Origin of the sequence: Kaistella rhinocerotis (assembly GCF_030243905.1) — a bacterium.
Lineage (GTDB): Bacteria > Bacteroidota > Bacteroidia > Flavobacteriales > Weeksellaceae > Kaistella > Kaistella rhinocerotis.
The window spans coordinates 172,812-187,322 of sequence record NZ_JASSYY010000003.1 but is presented as its reverse complement, the minus strand read 5'-3'; the positions used below and the strand labels follow the sequence as shown (position 1 = coordinate 187,322).

18 protein-coding genes are annotated in these 14,511 nt (G+C 43.4%); 12 read left to right on the top strand and 6 right to left on the bottom strand.

Annotated features, from left to right (window positions below; genetic code table 11):
• Positions 1 to 17 precede the first annotated feature (17 nt).
• The 5 genes from QEP06_RS10565 to QEP06_RS10545 are packed head-to-tail and all read right to left on the bottom strand — an operon-like array spanning position 18 to position 4,867.
• Positions 18 to 1,025, bottom strand: coding sequence for a vWA domain-containing protein (locus QEP06_RS10565; protein ID WP_285270218.1), 1,008 nt, complete (start codon positions 1,023 to 1,025; stop codon positions 18 to 20).
• Positions 1,026 to 1,036: 11 nt separating this feature from the next.
• The gene (locus QEP06_RS10560; protein ID WP_285270217.1) at positions 1,037 to 2,041 is read right to left on the bottom strand and encodes a VWA domain-containing protein; all 1,005 of its coding nucleotides are present in this window, start codon (positions 2,039 to 2,041) and stop codon (positions 1,037 to 1,039) included.
• The gene (locus QEP06_RS10555; protein ID WP_285270216.1) at positions 2,041 to 2,967 is read right to left on the bottom strand and encodes a hypothetical protein; all 927 of its coding nucleotides are present in this window, start codon (positions 2,965 to 2,967) and stop codon (positions 2,041 to 2,043) included. The genes QEP06_RS10560 and QEP06_RS10555 overlap by 1 nt, the downstream gene beginning before the upstream one ends.
• Positions 2,964 to 3,827, bottom strand: coding sequence for a DUF58 domain-containing protein (locus tag QEP06_RS10550; protein WP_285270215.1), 864 nt, complete (start codon positions 3,825 to 3,827; stop codon positions 2,964 to 2,966). Before QEP06_RS10550 ends, QEP06_RS10555 begins: the two co-directional genes overlap by 4 nt.
• A gap of 35 nt (positions 3,828 to 3,862) precedes the next feature.
• Entirely contained in the window at positions 3,863 to 4,867 is a 1,005-nt protein-coding gene (locus QEP06_RS10545) for an AAA family ATPase (RefSeq protein WP_251833894.1), read from the bottom strand.
• 236 nt (positions 4,868 to 5,103) lie between these two features.
• On the opposite strand from QEP06_RS10545, the gene QEP06_RS10540 reads away from it, so the two are divergent.
• From QEP06_RS10540 to QEP06_RS10520, 5 genes are read left to right on the top strand one after another with little or no spacing between them, the layout of a single operon-like run.
• Positions 5,104 to 5,574, top strand: coding sequence for a DinB family protein (locus QEP06_RS10540; RefSeq protein ID WP_251833893.1), 471 nt, complete (start codon positions 5,104 to 5,106; stop codon positions 5,572 to 5,574).
• Positions 5,575 to 5,612: 38 nt separating this feature from the next.
• On the top strand, positions 5,613 to 6,413 hold the full coding sequence (rlmB, locus tag QEP06_RS10535) for a 23S rRNA (guanosine(2251)-2'-O)-methyltransferase RlmB (protein WP_285270214.1): 801 nt from the start codon (positions 5,613 to 5,615) through the stop codon (positions 6,411 to 6,413).
• A gap of 53 nt (positions 6,414 to 6,466) precedes the next feature.
• On the top strand, positions 6,467 to 6,916 hold the full coding sequence (locus QEP06_RS10530; protein ID WP_251833892.1) for a hypothetical protein: 450 nt from the start codon (positions 6,467 to 6,469) through the stop codon (positions 6,914 to 6,916).
• 19 nt (positions 6,917 to 6,935) lie between these two features.
• The gene (locus QEP06_RS10525) at positions 6,936 to 7,445 is read left to right on the top strand and encodes a nitroreductase family protein (protein WP_285270213.1); all 510 of its coding nucleotides are present in this window, start codon (positions 6,936 to 6,938) and stop codon (positions 7,443 to 7,445) included.
• Between the two features lie 56 nt (positions 7,446 to 7,501).
• Positions 7,502 to 7,795, top strand: a complete 294-nt coding sequence (locus QEP06_RS10520) for a TM2 domain-containing protein (RefSeq protein ID WP_251833890.1) — start codon at positions 7,502 to 7,504, stop codon at positions 7,793 to 7,795.
• 37 nt (positions 7,796 to 7,832) lie between these two features.
• On the opposite strand, the gene hemB is transcribed toward QEP06_RS10520, so the two are convergent.
• A complete protein-coding gene (gene hemB, locus QEP06_RS10515) occupies positions 7,833 to 8,828 on the bottom strand; it encodes a porphobilinogen synthase (RefSeq protein WP_285270212.1) in 996 nt (331 codons plus the stop codon).
• A gap of 129 nt (positions 8,829 to 8,957) precedes the next feature.
• Between hemB and QEP06_RS10510 the strand changes: the two genes are divergently transcribed.
• The 7 genes from QEP06_RS10510 (at position 8,958) to QEP06_RS10480 (ending at position 14,500) form a co-directional block, all read left to right on the top strand.
• A complete protein-coding gene (locus tag QEP06_RS10510) occupies positions 8,958 to 9,314 on the top strand; it encodes a T9SS type A sorting domain-containing protein (RefSeq protein ID WP_251833888.1) in 357 nt (118 codons plus the stop codon).
• 77 nt (positions 9,315 to 9,391) lie between these two features.
• The gene (locus tag QEP06_RS10505; protein ID WP_251833887.1) at positions 9,392 to 10,654 is read left to right on the top strand and encodes an NAD(P)/FAD-dependent oxidoreductase; all 1,263 of its coding nucleotides are present in this window, start codon (positions 9,392 to 9,394) and stop codon (positions 10,652 to 10,654) included.
• Positions 10,651 to 11,325 (top strand): tRNA (guanosine(37)-N1)-methyltransferase TrmD, encoded by a 675-nt coding sequence (gene trmD / locus QEP06_RS10500; protein WP_285270211.1) that lies wholly within the window; start codon positions 10,651 to 10,653, stop codon positions 11,323 to 11,325. Before QEP06_RS10505 ends, trmD begins: the two co-directional genes overlap by 4 nt.
• A 61-nt stretch (positions 11,326 to 11,386) precedes the next feature.
• Entirely contained in the window at positions 11,387 to 12,307 is a 921-nt protein-coding gene (locus QEP06_RS10495; RefSeq protein WP_285270210.1) for an endonuclease/exonuclease/phosphatase family protein, read from the top strand.
• A 28-nt stretch (positions 12,308 to 12,335) separates the two neighbouring features.
• On the top strand, positions 12,336 to 12,806 hold the full coding sequence (locus tag QEP06_RS10490; RefSeq protein WP_251833884.1) for an Lrp/AsnC ligand binding domain-containing protein: 471 nt from the start codon (positions 12,336 to 12,338) through the stop codon (positions 12,804 to 12,806).
• Between the two features lie 5 nt (positions 12,807 to 12,811).
• Positions 12,812 to 13,555: a deoxyribose-phosphate aldolase gene (deoC, locus tag QEP06_RS10485; protein ID WP_285270209.1), complete on the top strand. Its 744-nt coding sequence runs from the start codon at positions 12,812 to 12,814 to the stop codon at positions 13,553 to 13,555.
• Between the two features lie 81 nt (positions 13,556 to 13,636).
• Positions 13,637 to 14,500, top strand: coding sequence for a glycoside hydrolase family 25 protein (locus tag QEP06_RS10480; RefSeq protein ID WP_285270208.1), 864 nt, complete (start codon positions 13,637 to 13,639; stop codon positions 14,498 to 14,500).
• The last annotated feature ends 11 nt before the right edge of the window (positions 14,501 to 14,511 follow it).

Here is a 14,511-nt window from a genome sequence, read left to right as displayed (position 1 = left end):
TAAATGCGTAAAGTTTGTTAAATATTAAGATCCTGGCGCGGATTCAACAAATAAATTATCAAAAAGAAGAAGATTGATAAGCCGAGAAAATATTGATAATAGTGCACTGCATTCTGTGATTTGACCATCGTGCTGCCCGCCCCGCCGGTCTTAGCAAGTGCATCGCCGATCTGTACCACCGCACTTTCCATATTGTTTCCGTCAACATAGCTGCCACCGGTGTCCGACGCTAAATTGATAAGTGCGTTTGACTGTCTTTTTGAAATAACAGTCTGACCTGAAGGACCGCTTTTGTAACCCATCAACTGACCGAAAACATATTCCGGGATGGGTGCGCCTTCTTCAGTCCCAATGCCCACCGAAACAATGGTAATGCCTTCTTTCTTAGCGAGCCTGGCGGCTGGTTTATCATTGCCCTCGTTATCTTCGCCGTCACTCAGCAAAACCACTTTTCGCGATCCTTTAGCAATATTCTTAAATTTTATCGCCGCGGTCTGCATGGCCTTTAAGAAATCTGTTCCCTGAATTTTCACCACATTCGTATCAATTCCTCCTATGTAAGTTTCAGCGGCTGTGAAGTCGGTTGTCAGAGGCATTATGGATGCTGCCTCTCCGGCAAATACTACGATTCCCACCTTATCGTTGGTCATGCGCTGCATGGTATTCACGATGATATTCTTCGCCTGCGAAAGTCGGTTTTCCTCGACATCCTGGGCATTCATTGAATTTGAAACATCCAGCATGAAGATCACGTTGTTCATTTTCTGGTTGGTTTCCACTTCTTCTGAGCCGCCCAGCAAATCCACGATACTTAAGATAAGAAAAAGTGAAGCGAGCAGGTACAAAACGGGGAAAAAATTAGCAAAACCGCTGCGTTTACGGAAAAGTTCTTCCCGGAACCGGGTTTCTGCAAATATATTCTGGCGGTGCTGTTTCCACCTTTTAAAACGGAAAAAAACATACCCGAGCAGCGGCACCAGCAACAGCAAAAGTAAATACCAATAATTGCCAAGATATAAGTTCATATGCGTTTATTTTAATTTAAAAATTTAAACAAAACCCAACGCAGCAGTGCGTCCAACAGCAGTGTTGCCAGCGCGATCCACAAAAATAACCTGAAATATTCTTCATAATTATAAAGTTTCGCATTGAGCAACTCCGATTTTTCAAGCTGGTCTATTTCAGCATATATCTCAGAAAGTCTGTCATTTGATGTGGCGCGAAAGTATTTGCCGCCCGTGGTCTGTGCAATTTCCCGCAGTACGGGCTCATCAATCTTCACTTCGACCTCATTGAAGACCAAATCACCAAAAATATCGGTGTGTGTCGGCATCAGCGCGTATCCATTAGTACCAATCCCGATTGAATAGACCTTGATGTCATTGCTTTTGGCCAGCTGTGCTCCCACCTGTGCGGGCATCGCGTTTTCGATCGTATTCACACCGTCAGTCATCAAAATGATGATTTTCGATTTTGCTTTGCTGTGGCGAAGGTGTGTCGCCGCTACCGAAAGACCTTCACCGATCGCGGTTCCGGGCTGCAGCTCGAGCGGATTCAGGTTATCAAGTTCTTCCAACAGCACGGCGTGATCCGACGTGAGCGGAACTTTTGTAAAAGCTTCGCCGGAGTAAGTGACCAATCCGATCCGGTCAACCGGCCGGTTTTCAACGAATTTTTTCGCGATATTCTGTAATGCGGTAAGTCGGTCGGGTTCCAGATCGCGCGCCAGCATACTCAAAGAAACATCGATGGAAAGCATGATGTCTATACCTTTCGTGTCATCGGTATTTTCGGAAATAGTGAATGTGCGCGGCCGCGCCATCGCGATTATAAGTGCAGATAAAATGATGTATTTGGTGAATTTAAGCAAAGAGAGAATGAAGACGATTCCACGGTTTTCGGTCATGTTCTGCGTGGTGGGAAGTTTTATGCCTTCGATTTTCTTTGAACTGATATCACGCACCAGCAGAGGGATCAGCGCTACAAACAGCAGCAAAAACCACGGACTGAAAAATTCAAAATTGAGTAAATCCAACTTCATTACACGCCTGTTCTAAGTTGTTCAACTTCCAGATCTTTTGATGATCTTTTCACAAATCCGCGCATATCGCTGAAATCTTTTTGCATTGTATCCTGATCCGGAAAAGTTTTGGCAAATTTTACCAAATCTCCACGAAGAAATACTTCTTCTACTATTTTTTCATTTTCGGGCGAGATGGTGTTGTTCATTTTCATTACATCGATCAAATCGTCCGTCAGCAGCACATCTGCAGGGATTTTATACTGTTTTGTAATGAAGTTTCGGGTGATATCGATCAATTCCACATAAAACGAACGGTAATCGCCAGTTTCGATATATTTTTTCTTCTTCAGATTGTCCAGTTCACGCAGCGTCTGATTAGTCATCACCACCGGTGAATTTTTTCTTCGGCGCACATAGCGTACGATCATATAAATAATGAAGATTAGCGCAAGAACAATCAAAGCAGCCAGAATATACCATTTATAAAGTTCCCAATAATCCTGCGCACCCAGCTTCACTTCTTTGTTCTTCATGATGTCGCTGATCTGGTCACCTTTTTGCGCAGTATTGATGACTTCCACTTCATAAGGAACAGTGTGGTAAAGTCGGCCGCCGATGGTGAAATCGAGTGCTGGTATCGTAAATTTCCCCTCTTCAAACACCGCAAATTCAATCACTCTTTCATATAAATCGGCCTGTTTGGTGATGCTGTCTTTCACTTCTTCAAAATGAAAAGGTAGCAGTTCGTTTTTGGGCGCAGAAACGACGTCCTTGCCCTGAAGATCTGATACGGTAACCTGAAAAACGGCAACTTCACCCAATGCCAGCGTGCGTTTCTCAAGTTTGGAACCTAAAGTCTGACCAAAAACGGAAACGCCTGTGAGCAACGTAAAAATTAAATAAAAACCTTTCAAAATATTTTGATTAATGATAGAGCGGTTCATCGCTTCCGGAAATATTCGTACAAAAATTTGGTGTAGTCTTCACCCGTGTTGATGTTCATGAAGCCCGCGGAAGAATTTTCGAAATCTTCCTTTAATATTTTTAAATTCTGCTTTTGTTTCTCAGCAAATTCATAACGCCAACGTGCATTGGAAGTATTTGCCCAGATCTGCCGTCCGGTCTCCGCATCGCGGAAAAGTGCGTAGCCCACATCCGGGATGCCTGAATCCTTATCGTCCGCAATTCTCATCGCAAGCAGCTGATGTTTTCTTGCAGCAACGCGCAGAATCTTGGTGTCATACGGATCGTGAAAATCTGAAAACATAAAAACAAGTGACTTTTTTTTGAAAACACTCATCATATATTGCAATGAGCCGTTCACGTCGGTCGCCGCAGGTACATAATCGGCAGACAAAATATTACTGATGATCGCAAGGATGTGCTTGCGGCCTTTCTGCGGCGGAATTACCTTGTAGACCTTGTCTGCAAATAAAATGAGGCCCACTTTATCATTATTTCCTGCGGCAGAAAAGCCAACACTGGCGGCAATTTCAGCTACAAATTCACGTTTAAGCTGCGTGCGCGTGCCATAATCCATTGATGAAGAAATGTCCACGAGGAGCATCATCGTGAGTTCGCGTTCTTCCTCCATTACTTTTACGAATGGTTCACGAAAACGCGCAGTTTTGTTCCAGTCGATCCGGCGGATTTCGTCACCAAACTGGTAAGGGCGTACTTCGGAGAAGGTCATTCCCTGACCCTTAAAAGCACTGTGATATTGACCCATCAGCGTCGATTCAGACTTCTTTTTAGTCCGAATCTCGATTTGCTTTACCTTCCTGATGATATCTTTTATCTGCACGCCAAAGTTTTATTTAATGCCATTTTTAATACGTCTTATGGCGCCTGCACTTTGCCTAAAATCTGATTCACGATCTCATCTGCCGTTATTTCCTCCGCTTCCGCTTCAAAACTAAGTCCGATGCGGTGACGCAGCACGTCTTTGGCAATTTCTTTTACGTCTTCCGGCAGCACAAAAGCCCGGTTTCTGAGGAATGCAACTGCACGAGCTGCAATTGCTAAATTGATTGATGCACGAGGAGAAGCGCCAAAACTGATGTAATTTTTCAACTCGGATAAACCATATTTTTCAGGTGTCCGCGTTGCAAAAACCATATCCAGGATATATTTTTCAATCTTTTCATCCAGATATATCTGGTTGATCAAACTTTTGGCATCCACCACATTCTGCATGGAGATGACGGGTTTTATTTCCGGCTGATGGCTGGTGGCAACCATTTTCATGATTTTTCGCTCGTCTTCGAAATCCGGATAGCTGATTGTGCATTTCAGCATAAAACGGTCGCTTTGTGCTTCAGGTAAAAGGTATGTACCTTCCTGATCGATAGGGTTTTGCGTGGCGAGAACCAGGAAGGGTTTTGGCAGCGGCATTGTCTCATCACCAATCGTCACCTGTTTTTCCTGCATCGCTTCCAGCAGTGCCGACTGTACCTTTGAAGGTGCACGGTTGATCTCATCTGCCAGCACGAAATTGGCGAAAATCGGTCCGCGTTTTATCGTGAAATCGTTTTCTTTAATATTGTACATCATCGTACCCACTACGTCAGCCGGTAGAAGGTCAGGCGTAAACTGAATTCTGGAGAATTCACCCTGAACAGCATCGGCAAGCGTCTTGATCGCCAAGGTTTTTGCCAAGCCGGGCACACCTTCCAAAAGAACGTGTCCGTTGCCCAAAAGACCGATCAGCAAACGGTCTACCATATATTCCTGACCAATAATTGCTTTGTTGATTTCCTGCTTCAGCAGTGTGAAAAAATAGTTCTGTTCACGAACTTTTTCGGTAAGTTGTCTGATGTCTTCAGCCTGATGTTGTTCTGACATGTGTTTTGAATTAATAAACCGGTAAATTTCCAAATAAACGCGTCATCAGTCAACATAATTAGTGCCAAGATTAAGTTAAAGTTTGTTAACACATCGCCCGAGATCATTATAAATAACGCTAAAGTCACCAAAATTTATCGCAAGTAAAAAATTTATTTGAAAAAGCTGCCGCTGATTCCTCTCTTTTGTCATTCTCAGTTTATTACTCTAATTTTGAACGATCAAATACGTATCTAATGAATTATCATTTTCAGGCGCACCGGCAGGTTCGGAAAAATCTTTTGCAGATACTTGAAGAAACTTCACATAAAGATCTGATGCTGATACCCGATGGATTCAATAACAATATCTACTGGAATATCGCACATACCGTTGCAACGCAGCAGTTGCTCTGCTACTATCTGAGCGGAAACCCATTCCGGATTGATAAATATTGGATCGAAACTTACAAGAAAGGCACCCTTCCAAACTTAAATGTGGAACAGTCTGAGGTAGTGGATCTTGGATTTTTGCTTACGGAAACATCGAAGATTTTGATGAAGGATTATGATGACGATTTCTTTGCAGATTATACACCTTACACCACAAGTTTCGGGCTGGACCTTAAAAATATACAGGACGCGATCATTTTCAATAACATGCACGAATCTTTGCATTACGGGTATGCGATGGCACAGAAGCGCGCAATCCTGGGCGAGCAGTATTGATCTGTAACCGAATCATTTAACATTTAAATTAAAACAAATTGAACTACGAGAATAAAAATAACAACCCCGAATTTCAAAGACCTGAAGGCAGTAAAAAAGACGATTTCATATTTGGTCTGCGGCCTGTGATGGAAGCGATCGACGCGGGAAAAACCGTAGATAAAATCTTCCTTCAGAACGCGCTTCAGGGTGAAATCTACCAGGAACTTAAAAATCTGCTTTCCAAACACGGCATCCGCCCAAACTATGTTCCTGTAGAGAAACTTAACCGTTTCACACGCAAAAATCATCAGGGTGTGGTGGCGTTTATTTCTGATGTGCCTTTTGAAAAGATTGAAGATGTATTGCCGCGCCTTTTTGAGGAAGGAAAAACACCGTTCCTGCTTATTCTTGATCGCCTTACCGACGTGAGGAACTTTGGCGCCATCTGCCGAACAGCCGAATGCGTGGGTGTCCACGCCGTAATTTTGCCGGAAAAAGGAGCCGCACCAATCAATTCAGATGCGATAAAAACAAGTGCAGGCGCAATCTACAATCTGAAAATTTGTAAGGAAAAAAATCTTGCACATACAGTCGATTTCCTGCAACAGTCGGGTGTACAGGTTTTTTCAGCAACTGAGAAGGCAAACAAACTCATTTACGACGTGAATTTCACTGAGCCATGCGCGGTGGTGATGGGCAATGAGGAAACAGGTATTTCAAAGGAAGTTCTGCATCATTCTGATGAGAAAATCAAACTGCCGATTGAAGGTAAAACGCAGTCGCTGAACGTATCTGTGGCGTGCGGCGCTATTTTGTACGAAGCGGTGCGGCAAAAAATGACAGCGGTTTCGGGCTAGAAATTGGCATCTTTTTCTCTTTAAATTTTTAAATTAAATTAAAAAGAGCAGATATGCGCAAAAGCACAGCATTGAAAAGCGACATACGAAGCTACGTTCTGGAGGTGATCGCCGGCAAGATAAAGAAACTTGAAAATTTTCTGGAATTCACACAGGATGCAAGCCGCGATATAAAAAAGACACCCAAATACGATTCTATTCGCGAGGAGATACAGGAGGAGATTTACCAAATGCAAAGACAGCTTGGTTCACTGCACGACCTGAACCGCAATATGCTGAAAGTTCTGAATAAACCTACCGAAACCGTGCAACTGGGTTCGATGGTTTTCACGAACAAGGCAAGATTTTATATTTCGGTTTCACTTGGCGAATTTTTTTACGAAGGAGACCGTTTCTATGCAATTTCAGAGGAAAGCCCGATGGCAAAGATCATGTTTGGTAAAAGCGCGGGTGATTCTTTTGTGTTGAATAACATCAGCCAGACCATTGAGCACGTAATGTAAGGTCTTAAAAAATTATTAAATGGACAAAGCAACAGTTCTAAAAGATATCATAGAACAAAGGAAAAGTACTTTTCCTAGAGATTACACAGCGGAGGAAATCGATAATCAAATATTGCACGAAATCCTGAAATCTGCGGAATTCGCACCCAACCACAAAAGAACCAAGCCGTGGCGGTTTAAAGTTTTTAAAGGCGAAGAAAAGCGTGCTTTGGGTGAAAAGATGGCTGAAATCTATAAAGCAACCGTTGCTCCCCAAAGTTTTCTCGAAAAAAAATACGTCAGCATCACTGAAAAAGCCGCTAAAGCTGATGCAGTCATCAGTATTTCGGTTAATTTCAGCGGTCTGGTGCCGGAGTGGGAAGAGATTGCTGCCACTGCGATGGCTGTGCAGAACATGTACCTTACGGCATCAGTTCATGATGTAGGTTGTTATTGGAGTAGTCCGGGTCTCATTAATCATCTCGGTGAATTCCTGGGCCTTGACGAAAACCAAAAATGCTATGGACTTTTCTTCTTAGGTAAAATTTAATGATGTAACAGAATAAAAAAGTTTCCGACAGATTTTAGAACATTAAAAACAACTCAATGGAAACTTACGGCTATACAAATCCGGAACACGGGCACAATCCTCAACCAAACAATTATTACCGCTCAGAAAAGAAGTTGGCAGCGGGACTTCTCGGAATTTTGCTCGGTGCATTTGGTGCAAACAAATTTTTTCTTGGCTATACTACGGAAGGAATCATACAAATCGTGCTGAATATCGTAACATGTGGGCTCGCGACACTCATTCCTTTCATTGAAGGTATTGTGTACCTAACGATGACCGATGAACAGTTTGACCGCACCTATGTGCACAACAAAAAAGGATGGTTTTAAGACAAAGCAAAAAAAGGAATAAGTTGATTCCTTTTTTTTATTGATTATTGAGAAGCACGGCGGCTTCTTTTGCTGCATAAGTGAAGATCATATCAGCGCCGGCGCGTTTTATACACGTCAGACTCTCCAGGATCGCACGGTCATTGTCTAGCCAGCCGTTTTGTGCGGCTGCTTTCAGCATGGCATATTCGCCGCTTACATTATATACTGCAATCGGTAAATCAATCACTTCGCGAACTTTTGCCACGATATCAAGGTAAGGCATGCCGGGTTTGATCATAATGATGTCGGCACCTTCTGCTACGTCTTTGTACACTTCATCGAGCGCTTCACGGGAGTTGTGGAAGTCCATCTGATACGTTTTTTTGTCAGTTGGAATGTCCGCAAAATCTTTTGGTGCAGAATCCAGCGCACTGCGGAAGGGACCGTAGAACGAACTCGCATATTTTGCGGCGTAACTCAGGATTCCCACGTCAGTATGTCCGTTTTCTTCCAAACCTTCGCGCATCGCTGCTACGCGTCCGTCCATCATGTCGCTGGGAGCCAGAATGTCGGCGCCGGCGTCAGCCAAAGATATAGACATCGTTACTAGAGCGTCATTCGTCGCGTCATTGTCTACCTTTCCGTTGGTTATGATGCCGTCATGGCCATAAATCGAGTAAGGGTCCAGCGCCACATCAGGCATTACCACCATTTCCGGAACCGCGTCTTTTATTGCTTTAATGGTTCTTTGCATCAACCCATCAGGGTTCCAGGATTCAGTGCCTTTATTGTCTTTAAGGTTTTCCGGCACTTTCATGTACAGATTTACGGCTTTTATGCCCAATGAAAACAGTTCGCGGCATTCCTGAACAGTAAGGTCTATCGAGCGACGGAAAATTCCTGGCATCGACGCTATTGCTTCTTTGGTATTTTCGCCTTCCATCACGAAAACGGGCATCACGAGATCATTTGTGGTAAGTACCGTTTGCTGCACCAGCGCGCGTATGGACGCAGATGTGCGGAGTCTACGGTTTCGTGAATATAGGATCATTTTTCTTTTGGAATAGTATTTGAACTATGCGCTGCAAATTTAAAGATAGTTTTATAAAAAAACTATTGTGAGTAAATTCCAAATTCTTACATTTGTAAGGATATTCTCTTAAATATAAAGTTATATACGGTGAAAAAATTACTGTTTTCGATATTTTTAATCGGTTCGCTTACCGCTTTTTCGGGTCATGTTTCCGCGCAGTCGGCAGCCCGGGAGCCTTTGGCAGCATCACAAAAGTCTGATGACGGCTTGATGGTTGCCTACCCGAATCCGGCACGTGATTTCATAGTGGTGAAGTCTAAAGATCCTTTACTTAAAATAAAATCGGTTACGTTTTATTCCATTCTTGGAATGCAGGTTGCTGAATATGCTGTGAATATGAACTCCGGAGAGATCAGGCTCGATAGGTTAAAACCCGGAAAGTACCTGATGCGCTACATCATGAGCGACAATACGCAGAAGGTGACGCAAATAGTAAAACAATAATCTCCCTGAACTTTCAGGGATTTTTTTTGCATTCGCCACCGGAATATTAGCTGTACAAAAACTTTTAAATTTGTATTATGGAAAGCCGAGAAAAAATTGTGATCATCGGCGGCGGTTTCGCCGGCCTGCAACTCGCAAGAATGCTAAATAACAAAAACAAGAAGGTGATTGTAATCGATAAGGTGAATCACCACATGTTTCAGCCGCTGTTTTATCAGGTGGCCTGTGGGCGAATTGAGCCAAGCAACATATCCTTTCCTTTCAGAAAAATATTTCAGCGCTCGCGCAACATCCAATACAGGATGATGGAGGTAAACCAAATCTTACCTTCCCAAAACAAAATAGTTTCTCCGGATTGCGAGATTACCTATGATAAACTGATTCTGGCTACAGGCTGCAAGACCAATTTCTTCGGAAATGATAAGATGGAGACGTTAACATTTGGTATGAAGAATACGCAGGAAGCCATCGCCATACGAAATCACGTGCTGCTTACATTTGAAAAAATCATCATGCAGAAATCACGCACTGATGATGGCAACTGGAATATCGTGATCGTAGGCAGTGGACCTACAGGTGTGGAGCTGGCCGGCGCATTTGCCGAAATGAAGCGCGAGATCCTTCCACGCGACTATCCGCACATGAATTTCAGTAACCTGAATGTGATTCTTGTGAGTTCTACGCCCACCTCACTGAGCACGATGAGTGAAGAATCTCAGGTGATGAGTGAAAAATACCTTAAAGAACTGGGCGTAATCTTCATGAGCGAAGAGTTCGTGACTGACTATGATGGCGACAAAGTATATATGCAGAGCGGAAAGTCGATCCCATCCAATAATGTGATCTGGGCTGCTGGCGTAACGGGAAATATCATTGATGGGCTTGACCCTAAAACCGTGGTGCGAAACCGCTATAAAACCGACCGATACAACCGTGTATTAGGATACGATAATATATTTGCGATTGGTGATATCGCTTACATGGAAACGCCCAAATACCCGGCCGCACATCCTCAGGTAGCAAACGTGGCGATCAATCAGGGGAAAAATCTGGGCCGGAATCTGCTCAGGAAATCACAGAATCAGTGGGAAGAATTTGAATATACAGACCGCGGCAGCATGGCCACGATAGGAAAACACCGCGCGGTAGTGGATTTGCCGAATTTTAAATTCCAGGGCTTGCTGGCCTGGTATTTTTGGATGTTCCTGCATCTGATGCTCATCCTCTCCGTTCGGAATAAGGTCGCAATATTTTTCAACTGGATGTGGAGTTATTTTAACAAGGATTCGTCGCTGCGGCTTATCATCATCCCCAACAAAAAGAATGAAACTGAACAATGAGAATTGACATTATAAGCGTTTTACCGGAGCTCATGGAAAGTCCGTTTAAAACTTCGATCCTGAAACGGGCTGTTGATAAAGGATTGGTTGAAATCCACTTTCACAATCTCCGGAACTATGGATTGGGAAAATACCGCCAGATAGACGATGCGCCTTACGGTGGTTCAGCTGGCATGGTGATGATGATAGAACCGCTGGATAACTGCATCTCAGAACTAAAGTCTCAGCGCAATTATGATGAGGTGATCTACCTTACACCGGACGGGCAAACATTAAATCAAAAAATCGCAAACAAACTTTCTACATTGGAGAATCTGATCTTTCTGTGTGGTCATTACAAAGGGATTGACCAGCGTGTGCGTGATCTCCACATTACCAAAGAAATCTCGATTGGCGATTATGTCCTTACCGGTGGAGAACTGGCCGCCTGTGTGCTGGCCGATTCCGTGATCCGGCTTCTTCCTGGCGTGTTGAATGACGAGCAAAGCGCGCTGACAGACAGCTTTCAGGATGATTTGCTTTCACCGCCGGTATACACACGGCCTGCGAGCTACAAAGGTCTTGATGTGCCCGAAGTGCTGCTCAGTGGTAACTTCAGCAAAATAGAAGAATGGCTGCATGATGAGGCGATAAAAATCACCCGCGAACGTCGGCCTGATCTGCTGCAATAATCCACTCATAACCAATTATTATTCGTAATTTTACATTGCAAAAGTAAAGGTATGCACGTAGATGGAATATGACAGATCGAAGGAGATTTTCGCATTTTATAATGTCGAAAATTTATTGCTGCCGGACGCGCCTCCTGTTCACAGCGCGGACCCTACAATTTCAGGATTACGAAATTGGGACGACCGCAAATACCGCCAAAAACTTAATAAGATAGCTCACGTTGCTGAATTGATTTCGGCTTCCGAAGGTGTCTTGCCAATGTTGTTCGGAGTTGCGGAAATTCAGGGTGAGAAAGCACTTACTGATATTCTTGAATTGCCTTTTTTTAAAGCTTTCCGCGCTGTACACTTCCCTTCCGCAGATACACGTGGAATAGATGTGGCATTGCTTTACGATCCCGAAAAAGTAGAAATTCTGTCTTCCAAGACTATTCGGTTGACGGAAGAATCAGGGCAGGTCTTTGACACGCGGGATATCCTGCATGTGCGACTTGGGTTTTGTAACGAAATTTTTAACGCGTACGTCGTTCATTTTCCTTCGAGGAAGGATAAAGATGCAAATTTTGGTTTGCGCGAAAACCTTGTAAGACGTTTAGCCGCCGACATCGCACAATACAGCAATTCCGAAGCAGTAATTTTGATGGGTGATTTTAATTGCAATCCGGATGACAAAATGCTTCTTCCAATATTTGAAAACAATTCTGGAAAACAAATTTTCAACCCTTTTGCCGATCTGTATACAAACGGAATATACTCTACGTTTCACAATAAGAGCGGGCAAACGTTTGATCAAATCATGTTGTCTGAACACTTTGAGCAATCAGACTTTCCGCTTAAATTTACCGCCGCTAAAGTTTTCTCTCACGAGAAGTTGCGAAGCAGCAACCGGAAATTGGGTCAGCGGCCGGCAAGGACATATGCGGGAACACGATATCTGGGCGGCTACAGCGATCATTTTCCTGTAATAACGGTATTGAATTAAACTTAAAAAATATATAGAACACTACGATATGAAAAGTGCAATAAACTCGAGTTACCACTTAGACCCTGTGGATAAAGAAATTATTTATATGCTGATGGATAATGCCAAGACTTCTCTGGCCCACATCTCCAAAAATGTGGGGATCTCTACCACGGCCGTACATCAGCGCATCAAAAAACTCGAGCAGGCGGGCGTTATAGAAAACTCTATTTCATTCCTGAACCCTCGAAAAATAGGGTATAACGTGGTTTCATATATTGGTGTCTATCTTGAGCAGCCCAGCCATTATCATGATGCGGTGAAAGCATTGAAAGAAGTAAACGAAGTGGTAGAAGCGCATTATACGACGGGGAATTATACGATTTTTCTTAAAGTGCTGTGCCGTGATAATGATCATCTGATGCAAATTTTGAACAAGCTGCAGAAACTGAAAGGCGTTACAAGAACCGAAACCTTTATCTCCCTTGAACAAAGCATTAACAGACAACTGAAAGTATAAAAGCTATGAATATCACTGCATTTTTAGATTCTACATACCTGAAAACACCGTCTCAGGCGGGCATCAGCGAAGAAGCGACAAGACAGAAAGTTTACGGACTCACCGATGAAGCCATCCAAAACGGGTTTTATGAGGTGATGATCCGGCCCGATTTTGTAAAGGAGATTAAAGATTATCTCGTTTCTAAAGGTTCAGCCGTGAAAGTTGGAACTGTAATCGGTTTTCATGAGGGTACCGCAAGCACTGCGGAAAAACTGGCCGAAGCTCAAAAAGCCATCGCAGACGGTGCAGATGAACTCGATTTCGTAATCAACTACGAAGCCTACAAAGCCGGACAGAAAGACCTTGTGAAAAACGAATTTGTCTCAGGCACCAAACTTTCGGTTGACAACGGGAAAGTGGTAAAATGGATTATTGAAATTGCAGCGCTTACCGATGAACAGATTGTAGCGATCACAAAAGATATCCGCGAATGGGCGGAAGCAAATTTTGAGGAAAACCAACTTCCGGACATCTTTGTGAAATCATCTACAGGTTTTTATCTTACCGAAGACGGCAAGCCGAACGGTGCTACTTTTGAAGGGATTGAACTGATGATACAGAACGCCGGAAAACTTTCGGTTAAGGCTGCCGGTGGCGTAAAGTCGCCCGAAGATGCCCGAAAAATGATTTCGATGGGTGTGAAAAGAATCGGAACTTCTTCTGCGCTTTCATTGGTTTCTGACCAGGAAATTAAGGACGGATATTAATCAATTTAAATACATTAAATACAATCAGGAAATCGTGCGCCTTGCACGGTTTTTTGTTTTTATACGCTATTTTTGCAGGCCATGGCAAAGAAATCTTCAGCGCGAAAGACAAAAAGGAAAATTCATAAGAAACGAAAGCGCCACTGGCTTTTGCGGCGGGAGGTCATGCTTCTGATTTTGATAGCAGCACTGATCGGAACTGGTTTTTACCTTAAACAAACGCTCACCTTCTATTATGCGATGTATTTTAATAAATTCGAGCATAAGTCCCTGAGCAATACCGAAGCCGAAGAGCAGCGCATCAACAGAATCATTACCGGTTACAATGACAAGACTTTTGGCATTGATATGTCCCATTATCAGCGCAAAGAAGATATTGCCTGGGACAGTTTGAGTATCGCCAATCGCTCAATTCCTATAGAATTTGTAATCTTAAGAGCTACAATGGGCAACCGGAGTGCTGACAAACATTTCGAGGAGTTCTGGCAGCTCGCCAAAAAGCATGATCTGATCCGTGGTGCGTACCATTTTTACCGCGCAGATGAAGACCCGGTGCGTCAGGCCAACAATTTCCTTGAAAATGTGAAGCTTGAGGAAGGAGATTTGCCGCCGGTATTAGATATTGAAAAAATTCCGAGGCGAAAATCGAATGCAAAGCTCATCGAAGATCTGAAAATTTGGTGCCGGATTATCGAGGAAGCGTACGGCGTGAAACCCATCATTTATACCTATTACCATTATCACAAAGATTTCCTGCAGGGCGAATTTGATGATTATCCGCTCTGGCTCGCCAATTACAACGATGTGCCGCAGCCTACACCTACCGGTAATTGGGATATGTGGCAGTTTACGGAGAACGGAATCGTCTATGGAATCAACACAAAAGTAGACGTGAATGTGTACAACGGCAGTCTTTGGTCGCTCAAAAGGCTGACGATTGATTAGACCTTGAACGT

Coding starts and splice junctions, on each gene's coding strand:
- QEP06_RS10565 (WP_285270218.1), bottom strand. CDS start 1,025: ATGAACTTATATCTTGGCAATTATTGGTATTTACTTTTGCTGTTGCTG.
- QEP06_RS10560 (WP_285270217.1), bottom strand. CDS start 2,041: ATGAAGTTGGATTTACTCAATTTTGAATTTTTCAGTCCGTGGTTTTTG.
- QEP06_RS10555 (WP_285270216.1), bottom strand. CDS start 2,967: ATGAACCGCTCTATCATTAATCAAAATATTTTGAAAGGTTTTTATTTA.
- QEP06_RS10545 (WP_251833894.1), bottom strand. CDS start 4,867: ATGTCAGAACAACATCAGGCTGAAGACATCAGACAACTTACCGAAAAA.
- QEP06_RS10540 (WP_251833893.1), top strand. CDS start 5,104: ATGAATTATCATTTTCAGGCGCACCGGCAGGTTCGGAAAAATCTTTTG.
- QEP06_RS10530 (WP_251833892.1), top strand. CDS start 6,467: ATGCGCAAAAGCACAGCATTGAAAAGCGACATACGAAGCTACGTTCTG.
- QEP06_RS10525 (WP_285270213.1), top strand. CDS start 6,936: ATGGACAAAGCAACAGTTCTAAAAGATATCATAGAACAAAGGAAAAGT.
- QEP06_RS10520 (WP_251833890.1), top strand. CDS start 7,502: ATGGAAACTTACGGCTATACAAATCCGGAACACGGGCACAATCCTCAA.
- hemB (WP_285270212.1), bottom strand. CDS start 8,828: ATGATCCTATATTCACGAAACCGTAGACTCCGCACATCTGCGTCCATA.
- QEP06_RS10505 (WP_251833887.1), top strand. CDS start 9,392: ATGGAAAGCCGAGAAAAAATTGTGATCATCGGCGGCGGTTTCGCCGGC.
- trmD (WP_285270211.1), top strand. CDS start 10,651: ATGAGAATTGACATTATAAGCGTTTTACCGGAGCTCATGGAAAGTCCG.
- QEP06_RS10495 (WP_285270210.1), top strand. CDS start 11,387: ATGGAATATGACAGATCGAAGGAGATTTTCGCATTTTATAATGTCGAA.
- QEP06_RS10490 (WP_251833884.1), top strand. CDS start 12,336: ATGAAAAGTGCAATAAACTCGAGTTACCACTTAGACCCTGTGGATAAA.
- deoC (WP_285270209.1), top strand. CDS start 12,812: ATGAATATCACTGCATTTTTAGATTCTACATACCTGAAAACACCGTCT.
- QEP06_RS10480 (WP_285270208.1), top strand. CDS start 13,637: ATGGCAAAGAAATCTTCAGCGCGAAAGACAAAAAGGAAAATTCATAAG.